This is a genomic window from Clostridium sp. B9 (assembly GCF_050509515.1).
GTDB lineage: Bacteria > Bacillota > Clostridia > Clostridiales > Clostridiaceae > Sarcina.
Genome location: NZ_JBNWKA010000003.1, coordinates 70,598 through 86,752 on the forward strand (window position 1 = coordinate 70,598; position 16,155 = coordinate 86,752).

16 protein-coding genes, 1 tRNA gene and 1 other RNA gene are annotated in these 16,155 nt (G+C 30.0%); 17 read left to right on the top strand and 1 reads right to left on the bottom strand.

The window, feature by feature from the left end; genetic code table 11:
- Nucleotides 1-322: 322 nt before the first annotated feature.
- The 5 genes from ACQZHJ_RS00425 to ACQZHJ_RS00445 all read left to right on the top strand — a co-directional run bounded on the left by ACQZHJ_RS00425 (nt 323) and on the right by ACQZHJ_RS00445 (nt 3,779).
- A complete protein-coding gene (locus tag ACQZHJ_RS00425; protein WP_430483601.1) occupies nt 323-1,588 on the top strand; it encodes an HlyC/CorC family transporter in 1,266 nt (421 codons plus the stop codon).
- Between the two features lie 3 nt (nt 1,589-1,591).
- Nucleotides 1,592-2,023: a tRNA adenosine(34) deaminase TadA gene (gene tadA / locus ACQZHJ_RS00430; protein ID WP_430483602.1), complete on the top strand. Its 432-nt coding sequence runs from the start codon at nt 1,592-1,594 to the stop codon at nt 2,021-2,023.
- A gap of 62 nt (nt 2,024-2,085) precedes the next feature.
- Nucleotides 2,086-2,544 (top strand): hypothetical protein, encoded by a 459-nt coding sequence (locus ACQZHJ_RS00435; protein WP_430483603.1) that lies wholly within the window; start codon nt 2,086-2,088, stop codon nt 2,542-2,544.
- Nucleotides 2,545-2,622: 78 nt separating this feature from the next.
- Nucleotides 2,623-2,988, top strand: a complete 366-nt coding sequence (locus ACQZHJ_RS00440; RefSeq protein WP_430483604.1) for a DUF2809 domain-containing protein — start codon at nt 2,623-2,625, stop codon at nt 2,986-2,988.
- Nucleotides 2,989-3,116: 128 nt separating this feature from the next.
- The gene (locus tag ACQZHJ_RS00445) at nt 3,117-3,779 is read left to right on the top strand and encodes a glucosaminidase domain-containing protein (RefSeq protein ID WP_430483605.1); all 663 of its coding nucleotides are present in this window, start codon (nt 3,117-3,119) and stop codon (nt 3,777-3,779) included.
- 45 nt (nt 3,780-3,824) lie between these two features.
- Here the strand turns inward: ACQZHJ_RS00445 and ACQZHJ_RS00450 are convergent, their stop codons facing one another.
- Nucleotides 3,825-5,297, bottom strand: a complete 1,473-nt coding sequence (locus ACQZHJ_RS00450) for a protein adenylyltransferase SelO (protein WP_430483606.1) — start codon at nt 5,295-5,297, stop codon at nt 3,825-3,827.
- 317 nt (nt 5,298-5,614) lie between these two features.
- On the opposite strand from ACQZHJ_RS00450, the gene ACQZHJ_RS00455 reads away from it, so the two are divergent.
- The 12 genes from ACQZHJ_RS00455 to ACQZHJ_RS00510 all read left to right on the top strand — a co-directional run bounded on the left by ACQZHJ_RS00455 (nt 5,615) and on the right by ACQZHJ_RS00510 (nt 16,142).
- Entirely contained in the window at nt 5,615-6,811 is a 1,197-nt protein-coding gene (locus tag ACQZHJ_RS00455; protein ID WP_430483607.1) for a phospholipase C, read from the top strand.
- Between the two features lie 152 nt (nt 6,812-6,963).
- Nucleotides 6,964-7,890, top strand: coding sequence for a CobW family GTP-binding protein (locus tag ACQZHJ_RS00460; RefSeq protein ID WP_430483608.1), 927 nt, complete (start codon nt 6,964-6,966; stop codon nt 7,888-7,890).
- Nucleotides 7,891-7,905: 15 nt separating this feature from the next.
- Nucleotides 7,906-8,499, top strand: coding sequence for a GTP-binding protein (locus ACQZHJ_RS00465; protein ID WP_430483609.1), 594 nt, complete (start codon nt 7,906-7,908; stop codon nt 8,497-8,499).
- A gap of 2 nt (nt 8,500-8,501) precedes the next feature.
- Nucleotides 8,502-9,395: a permease gene (locus ACQZHJ_RS00470; protein WP_430483610.1), complete on the top strand. Its 894-nt coding sequence runs from the start codon at nt 8,502-8,504 to the stop codon at nt 9,393-9,395.
- A gap of 12 nt (nt 9,396-9,407) precedes the next feature.
- Complete coding sequence (locus ACQZHJ_RS00475; protein ID WP_430483611.1) at nt 9,408-10,127, top strand: hypothetical protein; 720 nt, start codon at nt 9,408-9,410, stop codon at nt 10,125-10,127.
- Between the two features lie 177 nt (nt 10,128-10,304).
- A complete protein-coding gene (gene lgt, locus ACQZHJ_RS00480) occupies nt 10,305-11,093 on the top strand; it encodes a prolipoprotein diacylglyceryl transferase (RefSeq protein ID WP_430483612.1) in 789 nt (262 codons plus the stop codon).
- 178 nt (nt 11,094-11,271) lie between these two features.
- A tRNA-Ser gene (locus ACQZHJ_RS00485) sits at nt 11,272-11,361 on the top strand.
- Nucleotides 11,362-11,363: 2 nt separating this feature from the next.
- Nucleotides 11,364-11,628, top strand: an RNA gene (gene ffs, locus ACQZHJ_RS00490) — signal recognition particle sRNA large type.
- A gap of 167 nt (nt 11,629-11,795) precedes the next feature.
- Nucleotides 11,796-12,302 (top strand): hypothetical protein, encoded by a 507-nt coding sequence (locus ACQZHJ_RS00495; protein WP_430483613.1) that lies wholly within the window; start codon nt 11,796-11,798, stop codon nt 12,300-12,302.
- A gap of 401 nt (nt 12,303-12,703) precedes the next feature.
- Complete coding sequence (brnQ, locus tag ACQZHJ_RS00500; RefSeq protein WP_430483614.1) at nt 12,704-13,990, top strand: branched-chain amino acid transport system II carrier protein; 1,287 nt, start codon at nt 12,704-12,706, stop codon at nt 13,988-13,990.
- A gap of 328 nt (nt 13,991-14,318) precedes the next feature.
- Nucleotides 14,319-15,299, top strand: coding sequence for a mannose/fructose/sorbose PTS transporter subunit IIA (locus tag ACQZHJ_RS00505; RefSeq protein WP_430483615.1), 981 nt, complete (start codon nt 14,319-14,321; stop codon nt 15,297-15,299).
- A 36-nt stretch (nt 15,300-15,335) separates the two neighbouring features.
- Nucleotides 15,336-16,142 (top strand): mannose/fructose/sorbose family PTS transporter subunit IIC, encoded by an 807-nt coding sequence (locus tag ACQZHJ_RS00510; protein WP_430483616.1) that lies wholly within the window; start codon nt 15,336-15,338, stop codon nt 16,140-16,142.
- The last annotated feature ends 13 nt before the right edge of the window (nt 16,143-16,155 follow it).

Genomic DNA, 16,155 nt, shown 5'->3' on the forward strand with positions numbered 1-16,155 from the left:
ATTTAATCACTTGCAAATATAGTATTTAAGTAGGTTTATAGATGTTTTATAATTGTATATAGATTTATAAAAATGTATGGAAACATTCCTACTGGGGATACCACTTATTTAGTGGAATTGACTTAATCATTTGGATTAAGTCTTTTTTATTTTATATTTAATTTATAAATAAATTTTTTGTATTTCAAGATAATAGTTAATGTAAAAATGAGCAATTGTATATAAAAAATTTAAAAGATTATTATTTAATATTAAATTTTTATATACTATAATATTATATAAACGTAGTAAGAAAAATAGATATTTTAGGAGCGTGGTTTTTTTGGACCCATTTACGTTTCAGATTGTGCTTCTTATAATCCTGCTAATATTATCAGGGTTCTTCTCAGCATCAGAAACTGCATTAATGTCTTTAAGTAAGATAAGAATAAGACATATGGTTGATGAAGGAGTAAAAGGAGCGAAATTATTAGAAAAATTATTAGAAGATCCTAATAAATTATTAGGAGGAATTTTGATTGGAAACAATATAGTAAATATAGGAGCATCATCCTTAGCATCAACACTAGCTTACAGACTTTTTGGAGATAGTGGAGTAGCTTTAGCAACTGGTGTAATGACTATACTTGTTTTAATTTTTGGTGAAATAACACCAAAATCATTAGCTAAACAAAATGCTGAGAAAATTTCTTTATTAGTAGCACCAATAATAAACTTGGTTGTTATTGTATTTAAGCCTTTTGTATGGTTATTTTCAAATATATCAGGATTAATTATAAAACTTCTTGGTGGTGATTTGAGTAAGACAGAGCCATTTATAACAGAAGAAGAATTAAAAACAATGGTAGATGTGAGTGAAGAAGAAGGTGTCTTAGAAGTTGAAGAGAAAGAAATGATATTCAACGTTTTTGAATTTGGAGATCTTCAGGTTAAAGATATAATGGTTCAGAGGGTAAATGTTGTAGCAGTGAATGTTACATCAACTTATGAGGAAGTATTGAAAGTTATCAAAGAAGAGCAATTTTCTAGAATACCAGTTTATAATGAGTCAATTGATGATATTGTTGGTATTTTAAATGTTAAAGATTTAATCCTTTTAGAGAGAGATGAAGATAATTTTGATGTAACTAAATATATGAGAGAGCCATTTAGAACTTTTGAGTTTAAAAAGATAACTGAGTTATTTGCTGAAATGAAAACAACTAGAAATCATATATCAGTAGTCTTAGACGAGTATGGTGGAACTGTTGGAATAGTTACTATTGAAGATTTAATCGAAGAAATCGTAGGAGATATTGAGGACGAATACGATGAAAGAGATAAGGAAATTGAGATTATAAAAGAAAATGAATTTGTTGTTGATGGTAGTACAAGACTTTCAGACTTAAGTGACATGATAGGATTTGATATAGAGTCAGAAGAATTTGATTCAATAGGTGGATATGTTATTGGATATCTAGGAAGAATGCCTAAGGTTGGAGAAGAAGTTAAGACTAATAGGTTTAAAGTGGTTGTTGAAGAAATCGACAGAAATAGAGTAAAAAAAGTTAGAGTTTATACGTATAAGATAGAACAAGAGGAGAGTTAAAAAGTGCTTAGTTTAGCTTTAGAAGAGGCCGAAAAAGCTAGAGAAAAAGGTGAGGTTCCAGTTGGAGCCGTAATTGTTAGGGGTGGAGAAATTATTGCAAAAGCACATAATTTGAAAGAAACCTTAAATGATCCGACAGCGCATGCTGAAATTCTAGCTATAAAAGAAGCTTGTAAAAAACTAAATAACTGGAGACTTAGTGGCTGTGAAATGTACGTAACTTTAGAGCCATGCCCTATGTGTGCTGGAGCAATACTTCAGAGTAGAATTTCAAAAATTCATATAGGAACTTTTGATGAGACTACAGGTGCAGCAGGTTCAACTATAAACCTTCTTCAAAATCCTAATTTTAATCATTTTTTAGATGTTAATTGGGATAATGATGAAGAATGTAGTAAAATATTAACAAAATTTTTCAAAGATAGACGTGGGTAAGTAATGATTTACTTACCCTTTTTATGTTATACTGAAAATACAAATATTGGTGGGGGTGCATTATGAGCAAATTAGACATGATGGTAGGATATGATATAAATTTCTATGAAAAGAAATTTGAGGAGAACTCAAAGAAATTATCTTACTATATGCATAGATGTTTAAATGAAACTATAGGGGAAAAAGTTGCAGGAATAGCTATGGAGGAAAATCTTTTATATGCTTGGTCATATTATTTTGTTACTATAGCAGATGAAGATCCTAAAATGGGTGATAGAATAATGATGGGACTTATAAACCACTTTAATAAGTTATTAGAAGATGAAAATGTTAAAATAAGTGGTAAAGAGGGAGCAAAATTAATGATAGACCCTTCTTTCTGTAGGGTATGGTTTGGTACAAGCTTAAATGTAATGTTAGTTAAAAAATATGGTGAGGCTGATTATAAAGAAGTGTTTGACTATATTAAAGAAAACTACTTACAAAAAGAGTGTAAAGTAAGATCATTAAAGATTTCATAATATTTTTTAGTCAGTAAGTAAAGCTTTACTTACTGACTTTTAGTTTACATATATAAATTAAGTGAAAGAAGTGTTTTTATGAAAATAGATAAAAAGTATTTAGGAGCTTTTTTTATTTTACTTTTGGTAGAAATATTCATAGCTTTGTTTGTTAAAGATAATTTCATTAGACCATATGTAGGAGATATTTTAGTAATAATAGTTTTATACACTTTGATACGAGGTTTGGTAGGAAAAAGAATAAGATTTTTGCCTATATATTTATTTCTATTTGGAGTTTTAGTTGAATTTTTACAGTATATAAATATTGTTAAAATATTAAATTTACATAATAGCAAGTTTTTTAGAATACTAATAGGAACGTCTTTTGATATTAAGGATATTGTATGTTATTTGATTGGTACAATAATTCTTATTTTGTGGGAAAAATTTCATAAGGATTAGATGGAAGTGATTATAGCAAAAATAAGTTTTATTATTAGTTTTGTTATAATCATTTTTTTACATAAATACTTAATTAGAGGCATATTATTTTAAAGAGAATATTATGTAATTGCATTGGAGGACTTCTAGTGAGTGAAGAATACTTTAATATAGAAATTTTGGTTGTCACAATACTTATAATGCTAACTCTCATAAATATAGATTTTATAAATGTAACGGAAGCTCAAAGTGTTAGTATTAAGTTTGAATCTCAAGAAGATGTACCTATAATTTCTAAAGTTTATGTGTCACAGGATGATGCGAAAAAATGGGCTATTGGTAAAGGGGCTAGTGAAGAATTTGTCCAACTGGCTGATTTATATTGGGAATATTCAGAAGAGCATGGTGGGGTTAATCCAGCTTTAGCTTATGTACAAGCTGCTAAGGAAACTGCTTATGGAAACTTCGGTGGAGTTTTAGATGCTTCTTATAATAATCCTTGTGGGTTAAAAACGAGCCAAGGTGGGGGCGATTACAATCCTAATGCACATATGAAATTTGAAAGTTGGCATGATGGAGTTAAAGCACATTTAGATCATCTTGCTTTATATGCTGGAGCAGAAGGATATCCAAAAGCAGAAACAGAAGACCCAAGACACTTTCCAGCTATTTATGGAAAGGCAGATTCAGTAGTTGATTTAGGAGCGAATTGGGCACCAAGTGAGACTTATGGAGATGAAATTTTAGGTATGTATAACGAACTTATTGAAGGCATAGGAAACTATGATTTAGAGGTTACAAATATATATTAAAGACAAATAAAGCGAGCACTTAAAAGTACTCGCTTTATTTGAATGTTAAGTTCCACAGTAGGTTCTATATGGTATGTTTGTTTTCTTTGGAAGTTCAGTATAACAACGTAAATCTCTTGAATAATCATATGGAGTTTTTAAAGCATCCAAAAGATTATCTATTACTGTATAATCACCTGCTTTAGCAGCATTTAAAGCTTCCTCGACTCTGTGATTTCTTGGGATTATACGAGGGTTATTCTTCATCATAAGAGATTGTATTTCTTCAAAAGTTTTATTCTCTCTTTCAAGTCTCTCTTTCCAAAGTGAATACCATTGTTTAAACTCTTCTGTACTAAATATTTTTTCTTCCTCGATTTCATTAAGTGTTAAATTTGCAAAAGTGTTTGTAAAATCAGCACCATATTTTTGCATAGTGCTTAAAAGTCCTTCAATTAAAAATTCATCGACATCTTCTTCTAAAGATAAACCAAGTTTTGCTCTCATCTTTGAGAACCACTTTGATTTATATAAATCAGCAAACTCATTTAGTGATTCTTCAGCCATTCGTATAGCTTTATCTGAATCAGTATCTAAAAGAGGAATTAGAGTTTCTGAAAATCTAGCAAGGTTCCACATTGCTATGTTTGGCTGATTACCATAAGCATATCTTCCATTAATATCTATAGAGCTAAACACTGTATTTGTATTATAAGTATCCATAAATGCGCATGGGCCATAATCTATTGTTTCTCCACATATAGCCATATTGTCTGTGTTCATTACTCCATGAATAAATCCAACACTCTGCCATTTACATATAAGATCTGCTTGAAGTTTTATAACTTCTTTAAGTAATGATAAATACTTATTATTATCCTCTTTTACATAAGGAAAGTGGCGGTCTATAGTGTAGTCAGCTAAGGCTTTCAAATCCTCAAAACTTCCCCATCTAGCAGCGAAGGCAAAAGTCCCAACTCTTATATGACTAGAAGATATTCTTGTTAAAATAGCACCGGTCTCAAACTTTTCTCTGATAATGTCTTCACCAGTTATTGTTACAGCTAAGCTTCTAGTTGTTGGTATACCAAGACTATGCATTGCTTCGCTTATAACATATTCCCTAAGCATAGGTGATAGAGCAGCTTTACCATCTCCGCCTCTAGAATATTTTGTTCTTCCAGATCCTTTAAGTTGAATATCAAATTTTTTACCATCAGGAGTTATATGTTCACCTAAAAGCAATGCTCTACCATCACCAAGCATAGTAAAATGACCAAATTGGTGACCAGCATAAGCTTGTGCAATAGACTCTATTCCATGAAAGGTTTTATTGCCTGAAAATATGCTAAGTCCAAAGTCGCTATTTAATATTTTTTCATTTAAGCCAAGTTCCTTAGCTAGTGAAGAGTTGAATTTAACTAACTTAGGATTTTTTGAACCATTAGGTTTTTGTACGCTAAAAAATATATTTGGGAGACTGGAATAACTGTTTTCTAAGTTAAAACCAGCCTTTAGTTCTAAATTTTTATTATCCATTTTTAATTTCCTCTATTTTATAATTTATTTCAAATTTTAATCCATCCCTTTTATTATGTCTAAACTCATCACAATAAATTAAAAATAAATATTATTTTATTATATCATTACAGAGATATAAATATATGTGAGTAAAACGACATTATAAAAAAAATGAATTGGTTATTATAAAAAATTTAATTAAATTCAAAAATATTTTAAAAAATATTCGTTTGAAGGTTTTTGGTTGGTAAATTTATGATATAATTACCGTGAAAGTGTTAATCATTATCAAAATAGGGGAATTTAACACTTAAAACAATGACGGGGGATAAAAAATGAAGAAGAATATTTGTAAGGCACTTATTTGTGCTGCACTAACTACATGCCTATGGGCAGGAACAAGTACTAAAGTTTATGCATGGGATGGTAAACCAGATGGAACAGGAACCCATGCTATGATAGTAACGCAGGGTGTTACTATTTTAGAAAACGATTTATCTAAGGATGAGCCAAGCTCAGTGAGAAATAATCTAGAAATACTAAAGCAGAACATTCATGAGCTACAAGTAGGATCAACTTATCCTGATTACGATAAGAATGCATATGATTTATATCAAGATCATTTCTGGGATCCTGACACTAACAGCAACTTCTCAAAGGATAACAATTGGTACTTAGCTTATTCAATACCAGACACAGGTGAATCACAAATAAGAAAATTTACTGCATTAGCTAGATATGAGTGGAGAAGGGGAAACTATAAGCAAGCTACATTCTATCTTGGGGAAGCTATGCATTATTTTGGAGATATAGATACTCCATATCATCCAGCTAATGTAACAGCTGTAGATAGTTTAGGTCATGTTAAGTTTGAAACATTTGCAGAAGAAAGAAAAGAGCAGTATAAAATAAACACAACTGGAAGCAAAACGAATGAAAAATTCTATACTGATATCTTAAAAAATCCTGATTTTGCAACATGGTCAAAGGAATTTGCAGGACATTTCGCTAAAATTGGGAAATCTACATATTATAGTCACGCTAGCATGAGTCATAGCTGGGAAGATTGGGATAAGGCAGCAAGATTAACTTTATCAAATTCTCAAAAAGGAACAGCAGGATATATATATAGATTTTTACATGATGTTTCAGAAGGAACAGATATGACAGCTAATAATGATGTAAAAGAATTAGTAGCATACATTACAACTAGTGGAGATAAGGATGCTGGAACTGATGATTACATGTACTTTGGGATAAAAACTAAAGGTGGACAAACTCAAGAATGGAAAATGGACAACCCAGGCAATGATTTTATGCAAGGAAGTCATGATACATACACATTCAAGCTAAGAGATGAAAATCTTAAAATTGATGACATAGAAAACATGTGGATCAGAAAAAGTAAATTTACAGCAATTCATGATGATTATAAGCCAGAAAACATAAAGATTATAGCAAATGGAAAAGTAGAGGTTGATAAAGATATAAATCAATGGATTTCAGGGAATTCAACATTCTACATAAAGTAAATTAGTGGATATTTAAACAATGAGGAAGTCTAAATTAGATTTTAAAAAGTCTAATTTAGACTTTTTTTTTATTTGTACACTAAAAGTAATAATCTAAATAGTTAAGGAATATAATCAATAAGAATATGGTGATTACATTAGGAGGAATTTAAATGAAAGTAGATATAATCTCTGGATTTCTTGGAGCTGGTAAAACTACTTTAATAAAAAAGCTTTTAGATACTTTAGTTAATAAAGAAAAAATCGCTATTGTTGAAAATGAGTATGGGGAAGTTGGTATAGATGGTGTACTTCTTCAAGATAGAAGAATAGAAGTTAAAGAAATTAATTCTGGATGTATATGTTGTACTATAAAGGGTGATTTTAAGAAAAATATATTAGATATAATCTTAAATTACAGACCAGACAGAATAATAATTGAACCTTCTGGAGTGGCTAACCTATCTCAAGTTCTAGAATCTATAAATGAAGCTGATATAGAAGGTTTAAGGATAAATATGAAGATTACAATGGTTGATGCTCAAAATATTGATATGTACATGAAAAACTTTGGTGATTTTTATAGAAGCCAATTAGTTAATGCAAATACTATCATTTTAACAAGAATAGAAAAATTGAACAATGATGAAATAACTGAGGTTTGCAATAAGATAAAATCCGTAAACAATAAGGCAACAATTATAACAACTGAGTTAGATAAACTGAGTGCAGAGAGAATAATTCAGGTTTCAGAGAAGAAAGTTGAACCATTAATAAGCAATACAGCTATAAAGAAACCAACATCACTTGGAATAAGAAGAGTATCTGCACCAGAGATATTTGAAAATTGGGGAGTTGAGACACCTAAAGCTTTTGAGTATAAGGATGTATTAAAGATATTAAGAGAATTTCAAGAGAATAAACATGGAGAAGTTCTTAGAGCTAAGGGGATTTTAAAAGCTAAAGATAATTCATGGATTAAGTTTGATTTTGTTCCTAATGATTTATCAATAGTTGATTATAAAAGCGATTATACAGGAAGAGTTTGTGTGATAGGAAGAAATTTAGATAGGGAAAGTATAGACAAACTATTCTCATAAAATAAGGGGGAGGATATGGTGAGAAAGTGTTCTGTTGACTTGGTTACAGGTTTTTTGTCATCTGGGAAAACAAGCTTTATAAATCATATTTTAGATGATTATTCAAAAGATGAAGTTCTATTAATACAATGCGAAAATGGAAAAGAAGAAATAAATAAAGGAAAATATAGAGGAAATATAAGTATAAAAACTTTTCAAAGCAATAATGACCTAAATGAGGATGACTTAATAAGGGCATTAAAGTTTTATGCACCTAAGAGAGTTATTATTGAATGTAATGGGGTTTCTGAAACTAAGGAGCTTATAGATAAAATAAGAAATAGCAAACTTAATGAATACTTAAAATTAGGGCTTATAGTTAATCTGTTAGATATAACTACTTTCAATATGTTTTTAAAGAATATACCTTCAATGATAATTCCTAATATATCTTTGAGTAATCTTATTGTTTTAAACAAATCAAATGAAATTAGTAAAGAAAGTTTAAAAGAGTATAGGGATATGATAGGAAAGTTTAATCCAAGTGCTCATTTAGTAAATTGCATAGGTAAAGAGTGTAGCAACTTAAAATTTGATAAAGAAAGATTAGTTAATAGGATGATGGGATAAGTATGGAGAGTTTAAATAAATTTTCTATAATATTTTCTAGTATAGTAATTGAAGCATTGCCCTTCATATTAACAGGGGCAGTGCTATCATCCTTTATGCAGGTTTACTTTTCGAGAGATTTATTCAATAGGATTATATCAAGGAATAAAATTTTAGGCTCACTTCAAGCTGGGGTAATAGGGGTTTTTCTACCAGTTTGTGAATGTGCTACAGTACCAATCACTAAGGGGTTATTACGTAAAAATGTACCTATAAATGTAGCTATAACATATATGTTAGCTGCGCCAATAGTAAATCCACTTGTAATCTTATCAACCTTTTATGCCTTTGATGGAGACATAAAGGTAGTAGTGTTGAGAGTTGGAGTTGGTTTTACCATCGCTGTAATTGCAGGAATACTAATGATCTATCTTGGTGGAGAGGGTAATATTTTAAAGGCAGGCTCAACTTTAGATTTAGATGGTAAATGTCTTTGTGGATGCTCCGAAATTGATGATAATTCTAGTAAGCCGATAAGGCTTCTAAAACACACATCTATAGAGTTTTATGAGATAGGGAAATATTTTATAGTAGGATCATCCTTAGCTGCTTTATTTCAAACCTTGGTTCCAAGGGAAAGTATATTCTATTTTGAAAATAGCACAATATTATCAATAATAATGCTTATGGTATTTTCGTTTTTAATTTCTCTTTGTTCAGAAGCAGATGCATTTGTAGCCAGTACGTTTATGAATAGATTTTCTTTAGGGTCAATAACAGGATTCTTAATCATAGGACCAATGATAGATTTAAAAAATACAATAATGCTTTTCTCTGTATTCAAAAAATCATTTGTTATTAAGTTATTATTTGTAGTGTTTTCACTTTGTTTCATAGCATCATGTTTAGTGTTTTAGGGAGGGAATTATATGAGAAAATTTAATTTTAGTGAATTAGTATGGTTCCTTATCTTAGTATGCTTTGAGTATATTATTTTCAAAATGCTAATTAGCGAAAAAATATTTTTATTAATTTCAACTGATATGAGGAAGTATATTTTTCTAGCCATAGCCATAATATTTTTATTAATAATAATTCAGTTTTTCAATATATTCACTTTTTCATCAAGGAGAATTTTTAAGTGCGGATATTTTATATTTATATTTGCTTTAACAATGCTTATGATAACTAATAGACTTAATATAAATGAGGTTTCATTAAATCTAAAAGGAGTTAAACTTTATCATGAAAAGCATGAGATTGGTGAACATGAACATCTACATTCTCATGAAGATTTAGAGGCGCTTGAAACTTTAGTTCTTACAGAAGAAAATTTTCATAATACAATAGAAGGATTGATAGTTCATTTAGATGAATTTATTGGAAAGGAAATTTCAATAGAGGGTTTGTTTTATAAAAGTAATGATTATGAGGAAAGTGAATTTGCTATAACTCAGATTGAAATGACTTGTTGTATAGTTGATTCAACTTATTTAGGCGTTCTTTGCAAGGGAGATATGCCAAATTTAGAAAATGGAGATGAAGTTAAGGTTAAAGGAATAGTACAGTCAAAAATTATTAAAAATTCTCTAGGAGAAGAGATAAAAATACCTGTAATAAATATTTTCTATGCAGATACATTACAGTAATATTTATGTCACATTGAAACATTATAATAAGCCTATCATAATACTTATTATTAATTTTTAATGTGACATTTTAATATTTAACAAAGATTTAAGTAATCCTTAATAGCTACATATTTACTTAATAATTCTAATGTATTATGATTAGGAAAATAAATTTAAAGGAAATGGGGAGATTGTATGGATCCAATAGCTTTTACAATTGGTAGCTTCGAAGTTAGATGGTATGGTGTAATAATTGCTACAGGTATGATGATAGCTATGGCTTTAGTCTGGTTAAATTCTAAAAAGAAAAATTTAGATTTTGATGTTGTATTAGATTTATTCTTATGGTGTTTTCCAATGGCTATAATAGGGGCTAGAGCTTATTATGTGCTTTTTGAATTAGAGAATTATCATAGCTTTTGGGAAATGATAAATATAAGAGCAGGTGGACTTGCTATTCATGGTGGAATAATAGGTGCCTTCGTAACGGCTTTTATTTATTGTAAGGTTAAAAAAGTAGATTTTTTAGCTTATGCAGATATTGTTGCACCAGCATTTATATTAGCTCAAGGAATAGGAAGATGGGGAAACTTCTTTAATCAAGAAGCTCATGGAGGTCTTGTTTCTAAAGAATTTATAAGTAAGTTTCCAGAGTTTATTCAAAAAGGAATGTACATAGATGGAACTTATTATCACCCAACCTTTTTATATGAAAGTATATGGGATATATTTATAGCTATAGTGCTTATGATAATCTTATATAATATAACTAATAAATATAAAGGGGTAGTTATATCAGCTTATATAGCTCTATATTCTTTAGGAAGATTTTTCATAGAAGGGCTAAGAACAGATAGTTTATATCTGATGAATATAAGAGTAGCTCAAATGGTAAGCTTAATAGGAATTATAATTGGTATAGGAGCAATTATATTTATTATTATTAGGGCAAGAAAAAATAAAGGTGGTATTTTCTTAAATTAAATAATTTTTTATAAAAAGGTAGATAATAATATGAATTATCTACCTTATTTTATTTAGCAAATAAGGATAATTATATAATTATACTAAAAAATGTAACATTTATAATTAAATTTTCAGTATTGAATTGATTAAACTTATATGTTAGAATGAAAAAGTATTATAAGTTAATATTTGTTATGGAGAGATGTCCGAGTGGTCGAAGGAGCACGCCTGGAACGCGTGTATAGGGGAAACTCTATCGAGGGTTCAAATCCCTCTCTCTCCGCCATGCCGTGCTAGATGGGGAGTTAGCGGTGCCCTGTAACCTGCAATCCGCTATAGCAGGATCGAAGTCCTCATCGAGGCTCTAATTTGTGGAGTCTGCCCTATGTAAGTGGTGTTGAGAGTTGGGCCCCACGCAATGGAAACCTGTGAACCTCGTCAGGTCCGGAAGGAAGCAGCGATAAGCAGTCATTTTCATGTGCCGTGGATCCGTCTGGCTTGAGCTAACTGCATAGGTAACGTTCATAAGTTATTGTCGAAGTGAGGTGCACGGTTTTATTATGTAATTTAAGCTTTTAACTATATCTTAGTTAAAAGCTTTTTTTATTTGTAAAAATTATTTTCCATATGTTTACGAAACATTAATAAAAAAGTGTGATTCTTATTGATATAATTGAGTATACGTATATGTTTTATAAGTATAATTTTACGGAGGATTTTATGAGGAGAAAAATTTTAATTGGAATAATTACAGCTTCATTATCAGCATTCTTTGTTGGTTGTGGAAGTACAAGCCCTAAAGAAGCTAATGTTGCAGCTCCTATAGAAAAAACAACTGAAGAAGAGAAGCATGAAGGTGAAGATGAATATATAGATAAGATTTCCACTACTATAGTAAATATAAGTTTAGATGGTTCTTTGAGAAATATGAGAGCTATATCTGAGACTGGTGAAATTTCACCAGAAATGAGAGAAGAAATAAAAAAATCTAATACATTTTTTCAGTGCTTAGTTGATGATTTTAGTAATTCAGACATTCCAGAAGAGTTTATAGATTATAACGAAGAAATATTAACATACTTAAAGAGTGCTAAAGAAGCTTTAGGTAATCTTGAAAATTCAGAAAGCAAAGAAGATATACAAAAATATGCAGATAAATTTATAAATGATAATAAAGAAATATCGAATGTAATAGATAAGGTATTACTTTATTTTGCTGGATGTTAATTATTATGAAATGAATTGTTTTTAGGTTTTGGTTTAAGTTTTTAATAAAGTATCAATATTTATCGTTGACTTTTTTGATTTAATCAATTAAAATGCTATTAACATAATAAATTGAAATTTGGAGATTTGGTAATATGAATAATTTAAACTTAACTAAGGCTTTAAAACTTAATACCTTTTACTTTAGCTATTATAGTTAAGTTTGTGTTTATGATTATGAGAATCATGGATACAAACTAAAAGTTTTGTATCTATGATGGCTAAGTTTTTGATGCATATATAGTCACATAGAGAAATACTATGTGGCTTTTTTTATCCTAGGCAAGAATGGCCACATAGTTTTACACTATGTGGCTTTTTTATATATGAGAAATATAAATTAGAATGGGGTTGAAAAACAAATGAAAAAGAATAAAGACATCGTAATAATAGGATTTGCATTATTCTCAATTTTCTTTGGAGCAGGAAATTTAATATTTCCACCATACATAGGATTAATATCAGGGGCTAATTGGATAGAAAGTTTTTTAGGATTTGTGACATCAGATGTAGGATTAATCTTACTTTCAATAGTGGCGGTATCAAAGGTAGGTTCACTTAGAAATGTTTTAGGTAAGGCAGGAAAAAGATTTGGACTTATCTTAGAAGTATTAATAATGCTTTGTTTAGGACCAATATTAGTAGTTCCAAGAACTGCTGCAACAACTTATGAAATGAGTATCTTACCTATATTTAAAGGAATTAATCCTTATATGTTTTCAATAATATTTTTTATAGTAGTACTTATAATCACTATAAAACCTAATAAGGTAATGGACATAATAGGAAAAGTATTAACTCCAATATTGTTAATAGCTTTAGGAGTGTTGATAGTTAAAGGCATAATATCGCCAATAGGAGAATTACAAAAGGTTAGTTCAGATGAATTATTTATAAATGGGTTAACTCAAGGATATCAGACAATGGATGCCTTAGGTGTTGGCGGAGTTGTAGCTCTTGTTATGGCTTCATTTATAGAAAAAGGGTATAAAGATGAAGTTGAAAATAAAAAACTAATAATGAAATCATCATTAATAGCATGTATTGGACTTGCTATAGTATATGGAGGATTAACTTACTTAGGAGCAACAGCTTCAACTTTATATAATGGTGAAATTTCTCAAACAGTTTTACTTATGAATATAACAAAGTCAATATTAGGATCTACAGGAACAATTATTTTAGCAATAGTTATAGGGTTTGCATGTCTTACTACTGCTGTAGGATTAACTTCTGTAACTAGTAAGTATTTTGAGGATTTAACTAACAAAAAAGTTAAATACAAACATATAGTGATTTTTATGTGTATTTTTAGTGCATTAGCTTCAAATTTAGGCGTAGATAAAATAATAGAAATAGCTGCACCAATATTAAGCTTAATTTACCCTGTACTTATACTTTTAGTTGTTATGAGTATCTTTGGAAATGTGTTTAAGAAAAGTGTTGCTTTTAAAGGTGCTGCATACACAACTCTTTTAATAAGTTCGCTTAATGTAATTGATAGCTTTGGAATTAGTATAAGTATAGTACATAAGTTACCTTTTGCTAGCTTAGGATTTAACTGGATAGTTCCTGCAATAGTTGGTGGCTTAGTAGCAAGTTTAATTTTTAGAGAAAAAGAGAATATAAGCTTAAAAGAGGCTTGTTAGATAATAAAAATATATATTTTAGAAATAAAAAAATACTAAGTGGATAAAAATATATCTACTTAGTATTTTTTTGTTTATGATTATTAATTATTGATTTAATAAAAAAAGGAGATTTAAATAAATATTTAATGATAAATAAATCATAAAATAATTATTTATTAATTATTTTAATTTTAATTATAAATAAAAGAATAGGAGTTAATTCTAGAATATGGCATAAATTTGTATTTTTTCTTTTAATATGTCCAAATTATGAATATTGTATTAAAATGTACATAGGTGTAAAATTAATTTAGAGATGGAAAATAAAAAAATAGGAGGTATACATATGGTAGGAATTATTCTTGCTAGTCATGGGGAATTTGCTAATGGCATATTGCAATCAGGATCAATGATTTTTGGAGAACAAGAAAATGTAAGTGCTGTTACACTAATGCCTAGTGAAGGCCCAGATGATATTAAAGCAAAAATGAAAGATGCAATTGCATCCTTTGAGAATCAAGATGAGGTATTATTCTTAGTTGATCTCTGGGGAGGAACACCATTTAACCAAGCTAATAGTCTCGTTGAAGAACATAAAGATAAATGGGCAATTGTAGCTGGTATGAATCTACCAATGGTTATTGAAGCTTATGCTTCACGTTTTTCAATGGAATCAGCACAAGAAATTGCTGCTAATATCCTAAAACCAGCTAGAGAGGGAGTTAAAGCTAAACCAGAAGAATTAGAGCCTGAGGATTCAGAAAAGCCTTCTGAAAATTCTACTCAACAATCTTCTAATGTAGGTGCGCCTGGCTCTTTTGAATACGTTTTAGCACGTATCGATTCTCGTTTACTTCACGGTCAAGTAGCAACAGCTTGGACAAAAACAGTTAGACCAACAAGAATTATTGTTGTGTCTGATGATGTAGCTAGAGATGAACTTCGTAAAAAATTAATACAACAAGCAGCTCCTCCAGGAGTCAAAGCTCATATTGTTCCTGTTGATCAAATGATTAAACTTGCAAAAGATAAAGATCACTTTGGTGGACAACGTGCATTACTTCTTTTTGAAAATCCAGAAGATGTGTTAAGAGCAGTAGAGGGTGGAGTACCTTTAAAAGTAGTTAATGTTGGCTCTATGGCACATTCACCAGGTAAAGTTCAACCAAATAAAGTTCTTGCTTTCAGTCAGGAAGATATAGATACTTTTGATAAACTTAAACAAAGTGGAGTAGAGTTTGATGTGCGTAAAGTTCCAAATGACGCAAAAGGGAATATGGATGAAATTCTTAAAAAAGCACAAGAGGAATTAAATAAATTAAAATAATATAAATTATTTTAATAGAAAAAAGGAGGATTAACAGTGGATCTAAATATACTTCAAATAATATTAGTTATTATTATTGCATTTTTAGCTGGGATGGGAGGTATCCTAGATGAGTTCCAATTCCAACAACCTCTAGTTGCTTGTACTTTAATCGGATTAGTTACAGGTAACTTAATACCATGCTTAATCTTAGGTGGTAGTCTTCAAATGATCGCTTTAGGTTGGGCAAATATAGGTGCTGCCGTGGCACCAGATGCAGCTTTAGCATCAGTTGCAGCTGCAATTATTCTAGTTCTTAGTGGAGAAACAGGTCAAGCAGGAATTTCTTCAGCTATTGCTATAGCAATTCCTCTAGCTGTTGCAGGATTATTATTAACAATTATTTGTCGTACAATAGCTACAGCTTTTGTACATTTTATGGATGCTGCCGCTAAAGAAGGAAATATAAGAAAAGTTGAAATGTGGCATATTATTGCTATTTGTATGCAGGGTATACGTATAGCACTTCCAGCTGCATTAATATTATTAATTGGAGCTGAGCCTATTCGTGCATTACTTACTGCAATGCCAGCTTGGTTAACAGATGGTTTAGCTGTAGGTGGTGGAATGGTTGTAGCTGTTGGTTACGCAATGGTAATTAACATGATGGCAACAAAAGAAGTATGGCCATTCTTCGCAATTGGTTTTGTATTAGCAACTATCCCTCAACTTACACTTATGGGATTAGGTGCAATCGGTGTTTCTTTAGCCCTTCTTTACTTAGCCCTTAGCAAAAAAGGTGGCTCAGGTAATGGTGGATCAAATATAGGAGATCCTGTAGGCGATATTATCGATAACTACTAAGAAAGGAGATAGG

Coding starts and splice junctions, on each gene's coding strand:
- ACQZHJ_RS00440 (WP_430483604.1), top strand. CDS start 2,623: ATGAAAATAGATAAAAAGTATTTAGGAGCTTTTTTTATTTTACTTTTG.
- ACQZHJ_RS00495 (WP_430483613.1), top strand. CDS start 11,796: ATGAGGAGAAAAATTTTAATTGGAATAATTACAGCTTCATTATCAGCA.
- ACQZHJ_RS00475 (WP_430483611.1), top strand. CDS start 9,408: ATGAGAAAATTTAATTTTAGTGAATTAGTATGGTTCCTTATCTTAGTA.
- ACQZHJ_RS00460 (WP_430483608.1), top strand. CDS start 6,964: ATGAAAGTAGATATAATCTCTGGATTTCTTGGAGCTGGTAAAACTACT.
- ACQZHJ_RS00465 (WP_430483609.1), top strand. CDS start 7,906: ATGGTGAGAAAGTGTTCTGTTGACTTGGTTACAGGTTTTTTGTCATCT.
- ACQZHJ_RS00455 (WP_430483607.1), top strand. CDS start 5,615: ATGAAGAAGAATATTTGTAAGGCACTTATTTGTGCTGCACTAACTACA.
- lgt (WP_430483612.1), top strand. CDS start 10,305: ATGGATCCAATAGCTTTTACAATTGGTAGCTTCGAAGTTAGATGGTAT.
- ACQZHJ_RS00435 (WP_430483603.1), top strand. CDS start 2,086: ATGAGCAAATTAGACATGATGGTAGGATATGATATAAATTTCTATGAA.
- ACQZHJ_RS00470 (WP_430483610.1), top strand. CDS start 8,502: ATGGAGAGTTTAAATAAATTTTCTATAATATTTTCTAGTATAGTAATT.
- brnQ (WP_430483614.1), top strand. CDS start 12,704: ATGAAAAAGAATAAAGACATCGTAATAATAGGATTTGCATTATTCTCA.
- ACQZHJ_RS00450 (WP_430483606.1), bottom strand. CDS start 5,297: ATGGATAATAAAAATTTAGAACTAAAGGCTGGTTTTAACTTAGAAAAC.
- ACQZHJ_RS00505 (WP_430483615.1), top strand. CDS start 14,319: ATGGTAGGAATTATTCTTGCTAGTCATGGGGAATTTGCTAATGGCATA.